Source organism: Stenotrophomonas maltophilia complex sp. Om-AH-Sm3 (assembly GCF_059337855.1).
The window spans coordinates 160,669-173,405 of sequence record NZ_JBYBLQ010000007.1; the positions used below are offsets into that span (position 1 = coordinate 160,669).

At 66.7% G+C, this 12,737-nt stretch carries 9 protein-coding genes; 6 read left to right on the top strand and 3 right to left on the bottom strand.

Annotation, left to right across the window (positions count from 1 at the left end):
• Positions 1–12: 12 nt before the first annotated feature.
• The 5 genes from AC10QF_RS10945 (at position 13) to AC10QF_RS10965 (ending at position 5,136) form a co-directional block, all read left to right on the top strand.
• A complete protein-coding gene (locus AC10QF_RS10945; protein ID WP_447906235.1) occupies positions 13–435 on the top strand; it encodes a hypothetical protein in 423 nt (140 codons plus the stop codon).
• Positions 422–1,045 carry a fimbrial protein gene (locus AC10QF_RS10950; protein WP_494542186.1) on the top strand — a complete coding sequence of 208 codons (624 nt, stop codon included), beginning with the start codon at positions 422–424 and terminating at the stop codon, positions 1,043–1,045. Before AC10QF_RS10945 ends, AC10QF_RS10950 begins: the two co-directional genes overlap by 14 nt.
• An 81-nt stretch (positions 1,046–1,126) precedes the next feature.
• The gene (locus AC10QF_RS10955; RefSeq protein ID WP_447906237.1) at positions 1,127–3,619 is read left to right on the top strand and encodes a fimbria/pilus outer membrane usher protein; all 2,493 of its coding nucleotides are present in this window, start codon (positions 1,127–1,129) and stop codon (positions 3,617–3,619) included.
• A 30-nt stretch (positions 3,620–3,649) separates the two neighbouring features.
• Positions 3,650–4,159, top strand: coding sequence for a fimbrial protein (locus AC10QF_RS10960; protein WP_494542187.1), 510 nt, complete (start codon positions 3,650–3,652; stop codon positions 4,157–4,159).
• Positions 4,156–5,136 carry a fimbrial protein gene (locus tag AC10QF_RS10965; RefSeq protein ID WP_494542188.1) on the top strand — a complete coding sequence of 327 codons (981 nt, stop codon included), beginning with the start codon at positions 4,156–4,158 and terminating at the stop codon, positions 5,134–5,136. Before AC10QF_RS10960 ends, AC10QF_RS10965 begins: the two co-directional genes overlap by 4 nt.
• An 88-nt stretch (positions 5,137–5,224) precedes the next feature.
• Here AC10QF_RS10965 and AC10QF_RS10970 read toward each other — a convergent pair whose 3' ends face one another.
• Together AC10QF_RS10970 and AC10QF_RS10975 are read right to left on the bottom strand one after the other, a co-directional pair.
• On the bottom strand, positions 5,225–5,632 hold the full coding sequence (locus AC10QF_RS10970; protein ID WP_494542189.1) for a hypothetical protein: 408 nt from the start codon (positions 5,630–5,632) through the stop codon (positions 5,225–5,227).
• A gap of 534 nt (positions 5,633–6,166) precedes the next feature.
• Positions 6,167–8,557 carry an autotransporter family protein gene (locus tag AC10QF_RS10975; protein ID WP_494542190.1) on the bottom strand — a complete coding sequence of 797 codons (2,391 nt, stop codon included), beginning with the start codon at positions 8,555–8,557 and terminating at the stop codon, positions 6,167–6,169.
• A gap of 313 nt (positions 8,558–8,870) precedes the next feature.
• Here AC10QF_RS10975 and AC10QF_RS10980 point away from each other — a divergent pair, with 313 nt between their 5' ends.
• The gene (locus AC10QF_RS10980) at positions 8,871–12,119 is read left to right on the top strand and encodes an autotransporter family protein (RefSeq protein ID WP_494542191.1); all 3,249 of its coding nucleotides are present in this window, start codon (positions 8,871–8,873) and stop codon (positions 12,117–12,119) included.
• Between the two features lie 311 nt (positions 12,120–12,430).
• On the opposite strand, the gene AC10QF_RS10985 is transcribed toward AC10QF_RS10980, so the two are convergent.
• Positions 12,431–12,619, bottom strand: coding sequence for a hypothetical protein (locus tag AC10QF_RS10985; RefSeq protein WP_494542192.1), 189 nt, complete (start codon positions 12,617–12,619; stop codon positions 12,431–12,433).
• Between the last annotated feature and the right edge of the window lie 118 nt (positions 12,620–12,737).

Here is a 12,737-nt window from a genome sequence, read left to right on the forward strand (position 1 = left end):
CGAGGCGCTCCCGTGATCACGCCCGGCCGTTTCCACATCCGCATCGTTCCCGGCCGCAGGATGTCGCCGCTGCTTGTATTGCTGGCAGCCACCACGGATGCAGCCGCCTGCCAGCGGCTCGGCAGCGCCTACCAGGGGCTGGACGATAACGGCTCGGTGCCCAACGTCGGCAGACCCGACTATCGGTTCGGTGGCACCGTCGGCTTTCTCCGCACAGCGTACCGCTGCCCGCCGAGCCCGATGTCCTTCCAGGTGGAAGTGGCGCTTGCAGGGCTTACCCACGTGCGTGACATCCATATGAGCGCGCCGTGTTTGCGGCTTGTCTTATCAACGATCCCGACCGTTCCATGCTCATCGGCATCCAACATCAGGTCATGGGTGGGGTTCAGGGGGCGGCTCGACGCCTCTGCATCCGGGCCGGATGGTCCAGCATGATGCGGGGACTCTCCCCAGTCACGCGGACCTCGATGTCGGCGTCGTCATCATGTATTTCCTCCCGGGGGGCGCCATGGAAAGCGTGCCCTACCACCATCTAGGCACCATCGAGACCTGGCCGGTAAGCGACCCCAGCCAGCGCCTGCGGCACCCTGTCTCACTCGGCTTCAAGGTACCTGCGTTGACCTGTGCGCTGGTACAGCGCGATGTCACGCTGGCTCCGGCGTCGGCCGAAAGGCTGCAACAGCCGGATGACACTGCAGGTGACACGCCCTTCGACGTGATGATGGCCTGCCCCACCGCGAAAATCGATGTAACGCTGAGTATGAGCGATGCAAACGATCCGGCCAGCACCGGCAGCGTGCTGACGCCTTCTACCGGCTCCGATGCAGGAGGCGTACGCATGCAACTGCTGCGCGGCGGCCAGCCAATGCAGCTCGGGAAACGTTGGAATTACGGTTACTCCAGCAAGGGTGACCAGCCGTTGAGCTTCAGCGCACGCTACCTGCGTGTCGCAGAGCCGCTGGCCGGGCGTGGTGAAGGGCGAGGCGGTGCTCACCGCGGATTACCGCTGAGTTCGCTCGCCGCTCCATTGCTGCAGTCGCAATAAATTCGATAGGCATCCGCGACACGCCTGCCTAGTCTTCGCCGCGACGCCCGCGCCTGTGCGGGCTGCGACCTGGCAATCCCCATGACTCCGCGTTTCTTCCCGTCTCGACCGGTCCCGCGATACAGTGCGCTGCCTGCCGCCATTGCCTTCGCGCTGTGCGGCGCGAGCCCTGCGGCCGTGGCCGACCACCTTGAGTTCAGCAGTGGCTTTCTCATCGGAGGACAGGCCATCGACCTGCAGCGCTATGCGCAGGGCAACCAGCTGCCCGATGGCGAATACCCTCTGGAACTGCTGACCAATGGCAATTTCCAGCGCAACGTGGACATTGCAGTGCGGGATGGCGTGCTGTGCCTGCCGACGGCCGTGGTGCGGCAGTTGGAGTTGAGGGACGAGATTCTTGCCGCGCTTGATGACGATCCGGATGCGTGTGTGGATCTGCCCGACCTTATCGAGGGTGCCACCGTTGAACTGGACAGCAGCGCATTGCAGCTGCACCTGGGCGTGCCACAGGCGGCGCAGGCACGCAGTGCGCGCGGGTACGTGGCACCGGACCAGCGCGATCGCGGCATCACCGCTGGCTTCATCGATTACAGCCTCAACCGCAACCGTAGCGGTGGACGTGACAGCACTTACCTGGGCGTCAACGCCGGGCTGAACGTGGGCGCTTGGCGGCTGCGCCATCGCTCGGCCGTCAGCCAGGGCTCGGAGGGCCGCCATCACGACGTGATCGGCAGTTCGCTGCAGCGCGACCTGCCCGGCTGGGACAGCCAGCTGTTGCTGGGCCAGGGCAATACCGGCGGCGAACTGTTCGAGAGTGTCGCCTTCACCGGCCTGCGGCTGGCCACCGACGAGCGCATGCTGCCCGATTCGCTGCGCGGCTTTGCGCCGGTGGTGCGCGGCATCGCCGAGGGCAACGCGGTGGTACGCATCCGCCAGAATGGCACCATCATCCACGAGACCACGGTGGCGCCGGGCCCGTTCGTCATCGACGATCTCTACCCCACCCACTTCGGGGGCGACCTTGAAGTCACCGTTACCGAGCCGGATGCCCGCGAGCAGCGCTTCACCGTCAACTTCTCCGCCGTGCCACAGGCATTGCGTCCGGGCGCCAGCCGCTTCAGCGCCACGGTCGGCCAACTGCGCGACACCAGCGATCGCTGGGACGAACTGCGCTTTGCCGAGGCCACCTACGCCCGCGGCATCAGCAACCGCTTGACGCTGCTGGGCGGTGCGCAGCTGGGTGAGGATTACCGGTCGCTGTTGGCCGGTGCAGCGGTGAATACACCGGTGGGCGCCTTCGGTGCAGACGTCACCCATTCGCGCGCGCAACCGCTGCATGCCGGGGCGGTCAGCGGCAACAGTGTCCGCATCAACTACCAGCGCTATGTCGCACGCAGCGGCACCCACTTCGGCCTGGCCGCCTACCGCTACAGCACGCGCGGCTACCTGTCGCTGGGTGATTTCGCCCGCGTGCGCAGCGACGACTGGGGCCATGCCAGCCGTGCCCGCCAGCGCTACCAGGTCAATTTCTCGCAGAAACTGGACCAGCGCAGCACGCTGTACCTCAGCGGCGGCCATACCCGCTACTGGGGTGATACACGGCGCCGCAGCGATGTGCAGCTGGGCGTGCAGACTGTGCTGGGTGTGGCCAACATCGGTGTCTCCGCGTTGCGCTACCAGCTCGACGCAGGGCACGCGGATACCCGCTATGGGCTCACCGTCAGCGTGCCATTGGGCCGTCGCCCCAGCACGCCGCGGTTCAACAGCCAGCTCAGCCACGCCGCCAGCGGCACGCAGGCACAGCTGGGCATCAACGGCGTGCTGGGCGAAAAGCGTGCTCTCAGTTACAGCGTGTCGGCCAGCGACGGCGGCGGCAGCCAGAGCAACGCCAGCGCCTACGCCACTTACCAGGGCAGCCGCGGCAACGTCAACGCGGGCTACAGCCGCAGCGGCAGTTACCGCAACCTGTCGCTGGGGGCCAGCGGCAGCGTCGCCCTGCACCGCGGTGGCATGAATCTGGGGCCGCCGGTAGGTGAGGGCTTTGCACTCATCCATGCCGAGGGGGCGGAGGGGGCGCAGGTGGGCTATGGCGGCCAGGTGCGCGTGGCGGGCAACGGCTATGCGCTGCTGCCGCACATCAGTCCGTACCGCTGGAACCAGATCGACCTGGATCCGTCCGGCCTGCCGATCGAGGTGGAACTGCTGCAGACCTCGCAGCGCGTGGCACCCACGGCCGGCAGCATCGTGCGCGTGGCCTTCAACGCAGCGCGGGAGCGCACGCTGTTCATCGATGTTACCGACGCACTGGGCCAGCCATTGCCATTCGCTGCGCGGGTGGAGGACGAGCACGGCGTGCCCAGGGGCGCCGTCGGGCAGGGCGGCGTCATCCAGCTGCGTGGCGCGCAGGAGGCCGGCACGCTGATCGTCGACCCGGAGGGCCCGAAGCGCTGCCGCTTGCATTACCGCATGCCCGATGCACCCGATGGCTACGGCCTGTCGTGGAGCCAGGCATTGTGCGCGCCCCTGGCTGCCCCCGCGCGGGGCCTGCAGGCCGCCGCGCCCGAAACGTACTGATCCGCCATTCCCTTCCACAGGAGATTTTCCATGACTGCTGCTGCCGTGCGTAACGCCTCGTTTCTCGCATTGATGGCCACCGCCCCTGCCGCACTGGCCGATTCCGCCACGCTCACCATCAGCGGCCGCGTGCTGCCCGGGACCTGCACCTTGAACGCGCCCGCCATCACGCTGGACCCGGTCAAAGCCAACGAACTCACCCAGGGGGACAACCAGCTCAAAGCCGGCACGCTGGATTTCACTGGCTGCGTGGGCGTGACCAAGGCCACCCTGTCCTTCGCCGGTACCGCCGCCGACGGCGACGCCGAGCGCTGGAAGAACACCGCTGCCACCGACGCGGCCGACGGCGTATCGATTGCGCTGCTGCAGGGCGCCACCGGCACGACCTACCTGAAGAACGGCGATACCGGCATTGACGTGCCGGTGACCGGTGCCACCGCCAGCTTTGCCCTGCGGGCCGGGTATTACCTGACCACGGTGGGCACAGTTACGGCGGGCGCGGTGCAGACTGAAATCACGGTGACGGCGGATTACCAATGAGCGCCGCCCGATGCAGTGTTCCCCGTACCGGCAAGATCGCCGCTGCAGCGCTTCTGGCGCTGTCCGGCATCGGCGCTGCCTGCGCGTGCACGTCACTGGAGCTGCCCCCTTTGAACCATGAGAGCGAGCATCCCACATACCCTTCATTTCCGAATCAACGGATCAGCTACACCACCATCATCCCCAAGATCCGCGGCTGTACGGTCGACGCCGAGGACCTGGGGATGGTCATCCGAGTGGAATTTCCGGGCCTGACGCCTGCCGGCACCATCTACTTCGACGGACAGAACCATCCTGCCTATGAGGCTGGCCCGGATTCGCCGCTCATGATTTTTCGCTGGTCACAAGCCAACCCGTTCTACCCGCCGGGTGTACCGTTGGCGCTGGGCGTCCCGACGCCCGTCCGTTCGTCCGCGGCGTCGAACATGCTGTTCAACCTGCATGTTGGCTTCTTTACGCGGCCGGACGATCACCGGCTGCGCACGATGGATATCAGTGGTGGAAGCGTCCACGTCGACGTCGGCGCCTATCCTGCGCTTGGCGGCAGCAGTGCGCTGCATCTGAGGTTGGTTTTCCCCGCTCCCACGTGCCCGCTGGATGATGCCGTCGAGGCATTGCAGGACGTACAGGCGGCCGAGCTGAACGCGCCGGGAAGCACCGCCAGGGAAAAGGTGATCGCCATCCGGATGAACTGCGGGACGGACGCCCCCAGAGCAACGATGACACTCACCGATGCGGGCGATGCAGCCAATACCGGCAGCTTGCTCACACCTACCGCCGATTCGGATGCCGGCGGCGTGCGGGTCCAGCTGCTGCGCAATGGCGCCGCGGTCCAGTTCGGGCAGCCGTGGAACTTCGATCCTGGCATCGGCGGCGTACATGACCACACATTCACGGCACGCTACTACCGCACCAGCGATGCGCTGATACCCGGGAGCGTGAAAGGCGAGGCAGTGTTGAACGCGGATTACCGATAGCGCACCACGGGCCATGCCCGGCGGCAACGGAACGCATGACGCGGGGTAGCGCCGGGCCATGCCCGGCGGCAACCAAAGGCCGTGCCTGTCAGGCCGCGTGCACCTGCAACCCCACGTATTCGCACAGGCCCCGACAGGCCAGCAGCAGCGCTTCGCGCGCCGCGTCGTCCAACTGCTGGCTTTCATCGCCATCCACGCGCACGCGTTCGCTGGCCTGCAGCAGTTCCACCAGGAAGGTCAGGCCAGCATTGGCGCGGTCGATACGGGACAGGGCCCAGCGTTGGCTCTGGGTGCGCCCGGCGGCAGGCAACGGTTGACCGTCGGCAGCATCCACTTCGTGGATGGTGCGCAGGCAACCCAACAGCGTGACGCCGTTGGCGGCGCCCGCCTGCAGGCTGGCCAGCGTGGTTTCGAGCGTGCGGGCCAGGTCATCGGGCAGGCGCGCAGCGGCCTCGCCGAGGGTGGCAAACAGAAAGGGATAGTGACTGGCGCTCATGGCGGCGTCCTCATGCGTGTGGCAAAGGAGCCACCCCGCTTGGCAGCAAGGGTGGCGGACGGTGCGTGGTTGCAATACCGGTGGTAACTCAGCGAAACGCCGGCGGGCACGAGGCCCCCACGCACCGCCCGCCATGAAGCACGCGGACGGATTGCCTGCCGGCGCCACGCACAGGAGGGCGCGACGCCGGCAGACAAGCGTAAACAAATGAGTTACCAAACGGGATTGCAAGCCCGTGCCACCCGTTGTCGGTGGCCCCACATGATTTGCACGCAGCGTTGGTGCTGCCAATGAGAAAAGTTTGAAAGTTCGAAAAACTCGCAAAGCGAGGGCGCAACGGGCGCGCGTGCCGATTGCGACAAACCTGTAGAGTCGAGCCCATGCTCGGCTGCTTCCGCCGGGGTTGGCGCCAAAAGCAGCCGAGCATGGGCTCGGTTCTACAAAAAGCAAAAAGCAGAAAGCAGGGTGCACCGGTTGGGTCGGGCCAAAACAAAAACGGTGCCGGATCTCACCGGCGCCGTTCTTTCACCTACCTCACCACTTATAGGCAACGCTCAGGTTCCCTGTGGCTTCGCGATAGCCATGGTCGCCGCGCATCACACCCAGCCCGCCCCATGCGCTGAAGCCGGAGCGGAATTCCACGCGCGCACCCGCGCTCAGTTCATAGCGGTTGCGCGGAATGCCCGCCTTCAGTACTTCATCGTCGAAGGCAATGCCATTGCCCGCCCCATCGCGGTACCAGTTGGCTGCCAGATACGGGCTGACCGAGGCCCCCACTGCCGGGCGCGATTCGCCCTGCAGACGCAGGCCGGCACGGCCCGACAGGCCGGTGTTACCAGAAGCGTGCACCACGGTGCCATTGGCCTCGGTGTGCACGTCGGTCTTCGCATCGGTGTAGATCAGCTGCAGTTCCGGCTGCAGGCTCAGCGCGGTGTTGCCGATCTGGCCAATGCCGAAGCGGTACCCAGCTTCCACCGAGCTCTGCCACACATCCGAGTCGTAGCGTTCCTCGGCCAGGCCTTCGCCCTGCACGCGGTTGCGGAACTGGCCGCGCTGCACGCTGGCATCCACATACAGCGCGTCGCTGGCCCAGTTGCCGTACACACCAAGCGCGCCGCCTTCCACCTTGCCGCGTGCGCTGTAACCGGTCAGCTGCGAACGCGAGGTCGCGCTGGACTGGGCAGCGGTGCCCATCACGCCCACGCGGCCACGGCCATCGTCGAACACGCCCAGATCGGCACCCAGCTGCACGCGCGAGCGCTGCACACGCAGGTCCAGCTGGTCTTCCACCGCCCCGAGCCTGCTCTGGTTCGCATCCACCCGTGCCCAGCCGCGCACGCCCTCGGCAGCAGGCGTGCCGCCCTGGCGGTCGCGCCAGGTATGGCGCAGCAGCTGGTCCAGCGCGAACTGGTTGGCCAGGTAGACACCGGCCTCCGGGCGCAGCACCGGTACCGGGTCGATGGGGTCCACCGGATCGATCGGCGTGATCGGCGTGCACTCGGGTAGTGTCGGGTCGGCCTGGCAGGGGTCCGGCGCCGTGGCCAGTTCCGAGCGCAGGTACCAGTTGCCATTGGCGTCCTTCACCAGGGAATACTCGTACTGCCCGCCCACGGCGCGGCCGACCAGGTCGAACTGCGCATTGGACGCACCACCGATATCGATCAGCTCGATGCCGCGCTCGGTCTTCGCCCCGGCGCCGCCGGCATTGAGCACGCGCACGTTGGCCTGGCCGTTGGCATCGCCGTTGATCACCAACGTGTCGGTCAGCGAGGTGTCATCGCCCAGCACGGTGTTGAACAGCAGGGTGCCGCCGTTGCCGGTGAATTCATCCACGGTGAGCGTGTTGAACGTACTGCCATCACCCAGGCCGACGGTGCCAGTGGCGCCCAGGGTGAGCTGGCCGACAGTGCTGTCGCCCGTCAGCAGCCAGGTGCTGTCGCCATCGATATTGGCGGACGTGACATTGTTGAAGCGGCCGTCGATGCGGGCGTTGTTGCGCAGGCGTACGTCCAGCGAGCCATTGGTGACGGTGGCGGGATCAAACGTCACATCGCCAGCCAGGCGCGAATCATCGACAGTGAAGCTCACGTCGGTGCGGGCCGGGGAGACGCCGTACTCGCTCCTCACCAGCAGGAGATTGCCGTCGGCGCCGCTCAGCTGGGCGTTGTTGCGCGCCGTGATGATGTAGCGGTTGCTTTCCAGCGGCATGACCTGGATGGCGGCACCCCGCTGCGAAACGAGCGTGGAGTCATCAACCGTCAGTGCTACTTCACCGGCCGGGTTGAGCGCGCCCCACAGCATGGCACCCACATTGGCACCGGTGACATGCGAGCCATTGACGATATCCATGCTGCCGAACTGCAGACGCACGCCCAGGCCGCTGTTATAGGGCGCGGTGGCGCCAGGGTTGTCCTCCACCTGGACACGCATGGCATCCAAGGTTGCGACCGAGTTGCGATCTCCGGAGCCGCCTGCCGCGGTGCGCAGGTCTACGCCTATCGCCAGGCTTCGCGGCACTAGATCAGCCGCGGCAATGATGATGGCGCCACCGCTCAGCCGTGCTACCGTGTTGTCACCTTCGAGGCCGATGCCACCGCCGCGGAAGGTGGTGCCGGTTGCCGTGAGGCGGGCATCACCCTGGAGCGTTACCGCACCGGATGCAGTGACCGATGTCACCGTACCGCCCTGCAGTGCCACCGAGGAGGTGTCTGCCACATCGATCGATTGCATGGCCGCCTCGCGACCGACCAGTGACGCGCCGTTCTTCAACGACCAGGCTTCCACCGGATCGCCGGCGACGACCTCGGCCGTCTGGCCATCCAGTTCGCCTGCTGCTGCGGGCGCGGAAGGAAGCGCCGACAGGGCGAGCATGAGGGCCGCTGCCAGCGGGCGCAGATTGGGCGAGAGGAAACCGTGGGGCGTCATGGTCATGTCCTTGCAGGGAAGACGGGGCGGACACACGAGCTGCTTCAATCGAACGGGTGAGAGATATAAGCCACGCGTTGTGAAGTCCTGTGAAGCAGCCATTTGCGACTGCAATTGTCCGTAACAGCCTGAAGTGTCCTTCCCGGACGGCCGCGCTCCCATGCAACAAGTTGCAAAAACGCCTGCAAGACCTGACCGTGTTCAGCTGGGAGTCGCGTCATGGGCGGGCATCGGGGGCGTATTGCAACCCTTTCGATGGCAGGCCGGCACAAGGGCGTGGAGCATGGCGCACCGATTTTCAGCGAGATTTCCGATGCATTTACGTCCCTTCCACCGCCACGCGTTGGCGGTCGCGCTTGCTGCCGTGCTGGCATCGCCGGGTGTCCCGGCCGCTGCGCAGCAGGTCGTTGCCGATGGCGATGAACAGAGCCCGGCTGCAGGCGACTACGCCACCACAGCGCCCGTGACGCCGGGCAATCCCGCCGGCTATGTCTTCCACGCGCTCAATGGCGGCAGCATTGTGCCCGCAGGTGAGGTGAACCTGAGCAGTAGTGGGGAGCGCGCGGCGGCGGCCCGCGTGGAGGGGGCCGGTAGCCGGATCGAGCTGGTCGGAGGCAGCGTGCTGACGACCGGACACGGGGCAGCGGGTCTCTCTGCTGACAGCGGCGGCCACGTGCAGCTTGTGGGTACACGCATCGATACCCAGGGCACCGCAGCAAGCGGCATTGCAGTAACGGGGGGCAGCGTGGCGGCAGCGGGCGTCACCCTCAGCACATACGGCGGGGGAGCGCATGGTGTGGAGCTGCGCCAGGGTACCGCAGGGCTGCGCGACAGCACCCTCAACATCCACGGCGGCGGTTCGCACGGTATCTACGTCGAGAACGGCAGCGTGCTGGTTGAAAACAGCACCATCAACCATGCAGGTGGTGGCGCGGGCGTGTGGGCAGAGGCAAGGGGCAGCGGCGATGTCACCCTGCGCAACGTCCGCATCAACGGTACCGGTGGCGGTGCCATGGGCGTGATGGCTGGGCTGGGAAGTACCGTAGTGCTGCAGGATGTGGATATCGTGCTGTCGCACGCACAGTCGGGTGCCGGATTGACCGTAGGTGGTGAAGTGCAGATGCACGGGGGACGCATCCACGCCGGGGGAGACAATGCCACGGCGGTAAGCTTTGCCTCGCGCGGCGGAAAAGTGCTGCTGGACGGCACGGATGTCTACGGCCACTTCGGCATCCTGATGATGGAGGATGCCGAACTGACCCTGCGCAACGTCTCGCTTGAGGGAGAAGTGAACGGCCTCAACGTCAACCAGCGGGGAGGCGTGGTCGATGTGTCCGGCTCGACCATTACGACGTCGCGCGGTGCAGCGATCTCCGTCGCCAACGACTCGCAGGTGAGCATCGCGGGCTCCATCATTACTGCAGGTGGTAACCAGGCGCAGGCAGTTGCCGTGATGGGCGGCAATACCCAGGTCGCCAACAGCGCGTTGCAAACCTCCGGCAGCAATGGCCATGCGTTGTACGTACAAGGCGCGCCGGGCCGCGCACCGGTTGCGACCGTCAGCGCTACCGACATTCTCACCGGGGGCGCGGGGGCCATCGGTGCGATCGCTCGCCTGGGTGGCACGGTACATCTAAGCGACAGCGTGGTGCGCACCACCGGCCTCAACGCCCATGGCGTGCTCTCCGGCGGCACCGGGGAAATGAGGTTGGCCAACACCCACGTGCGTACCGAAGGCGAGGGTGCGTGGGCGGCGGTGATCAACGACAACGGTCGCCTCGACATTGACGGCGGCTCGCTGGTCAGTGCGCAGCACGGTGGCGTGTGGCTGCGCAGCAGCCGTGACCCGGGCTTGACCCTGGCCAACGGCGCGCTCCTCTCGGGCGGCAATGGCATCGCACTGGCACTGGACGCAGCGGTCGCCGGGCGTTTCGATGTGGCGCTGGATGGCGGCTCGCAGATGCTGGGCGACATCGTCATTACTCCGGAGGACGAGGACGCTGGGCTGGTGCCGCAGTCTGATGTGCATGTGCGGCTGAGCAACGGCTCGCTGTGGCAGGGCGCTTCCGGGTTGGTGCAGACGATGGCCATTGAGAGCGGCAGCCAGTGGACGTTGGCCGGTGATGCCACCGTGGGTGAGCTGCAGCTGCTCAACAGTGGTCTGGCATTGTCCGATGGCAGCGGCACGTTCAATACGCTGACGGTGGAAGGAAATCTGCACAGCGAGGCGGCGCAGTTCCTGTTCAATGGTGCGCTGGCCGGTGATGGCAGCACAGTGGATCGATTGCACGTGCGCGGTGATGCAACCGGCGATGCGTCAATCCGCGTGAGCAACGTGGGCGGCGTGGGCGCACCGACGCGCGAGGGCATCGCGTTGATCCAGATCGATGGCGCATCGCTGGCGGACTACCGGTTGGCGGGTCGGGCCGTGGGCGGTTCGTACGAATACTTCCTGCACAAGGGCAGTGTTTCCGATCCCGGGGATGGCAACTGGTACCTGCGCTCGGAGCTGGGTGATCCCTGCGATCTCGACCCGACTGCACCGGGCTGCGTGGTTGATCCGGGCCCGGGGCCGGGACCGGATCCGGGCGACGGTGGCGAAGAAGGTGGCGGTGGTGGTGGTGACCCCGTGCGGCCGCCGCCGGTGCTGCGCCCGGAGGCAGGTGCCTACCTGGCCAACCAGTCGGCCGCGCTGAACATGTTTGCGCACCGGATGCATGATCGGGGCCCCCTGGCATCGCCTGATGACGGGCGCCATGCATGGGCGCGGGTGGGTCGCAGCACTGCTGATTTCAGCGCCGTGGGTGGCCAGCTGGCGGTGGATGGCTCGACCTCGCTGCTGCAGATCGGCAGCGATGTGTGGCGCACCGGCAATGCGACGCTCGGGGTGATGCTGGGCAGTGGCCGCGCTGACAGCAGCGTGGTCTCGCGCGTGACCGGCTACAGCGCCAAGGGGCGGGTGCGCGGGACGGCCGTGGGTGCCTACGGTACGTGGCTGCAGAACCCCGGTGCGCAGGAAGGCGCGTATGTGGATGCGACGGCGCAGTACGGCCGGTTTGCCAACCGCGTGCAGGGCGTGGGCCTGGAGCGCGAGCACTACGACGCGCGCGTGGCCAACGCGTCCTTGGAAAGTGGTTATACGGTGGGTGTGCGGCAGGACCGCAGCGGCGCTCTGTATGTGCAGCCGCAGCTGCAGCTGTCCTACGCGGCATATGCCGCTGACCGCCACGTGGAAAGCAACGGTACGCGGGTTGACCGCGCTGATGCGGGGGGGCTGAGTGGCCGTGCGGGCGTGCGGGTGTTTGGCCACCGCGATGGCATCGCTGGCCGGCTGCAGCCCTATGCAGGCGTGAACTGGCTGCGGGGCAGTGGCCGCAGCACGCTGGCGTTCAACGGTGAACGACTGGGTGCTGATGTGCCGCGCAACCGCTACGAACTGCAGGCCGGTGCCGAGCTGATGCTGGATGCGCGCTGGAGTGCGTGGGGCGGCATCAGTGCGCAGCGCGGTGACCACGGTTACCGCAACATGAGCGGCCAGGTGGGCATGCGCATGGCCTGGTAAGGCGAGGTGGCGGGGTCGGAGCCCATTGCCACGGCAATGGGATCCGGCCCCGGCGGGTCTCTGTAGAGCCGAGCCCATGCTCGGCTGCGCTTCGCGCCGGGGTCAGATCCCTTTGCCACGCAAAGGGATCTGACCCCAACCACGCCGGCGCGTAGGTAGCGCCGGGCCACGCCCGGCGGCATTTCGCGGCCCCCCCCCCTGTAGAGCCGAGCCCATGCTCGGCTGCGCTTCGCGCTGCGCGCATGAGTCGAGCATGGCTCGACTCTACAGAAGCGTCATCCACGCATGGCGTAGATCTACTGGGCAACGACCTACGCCGCCGGCAACTGCATCCCCATATAGTCGGACAACCCGCGGCACGCCAGCAGCGGGCCCTCACGCACGTCATCGCGGACGTTCTGCACCTCTTCGCCATCCACACGCAGGCGCTTACTGGCGTGCAGCATTTCCAGCAGCAAAGTCAGACCCGCCGCCGCGCGATCGACGCGAGCCAACGCCATGCATGGGCCCGGCGAATGCTGCGCACTCGGCCATGGTTGGTCATCGGCACCTGCGCCGTGGCGGAAGCGGCGCAGGCACTCCAGCAGGTGGGGGAGTCTCGGCTCTACTGACGCGGCA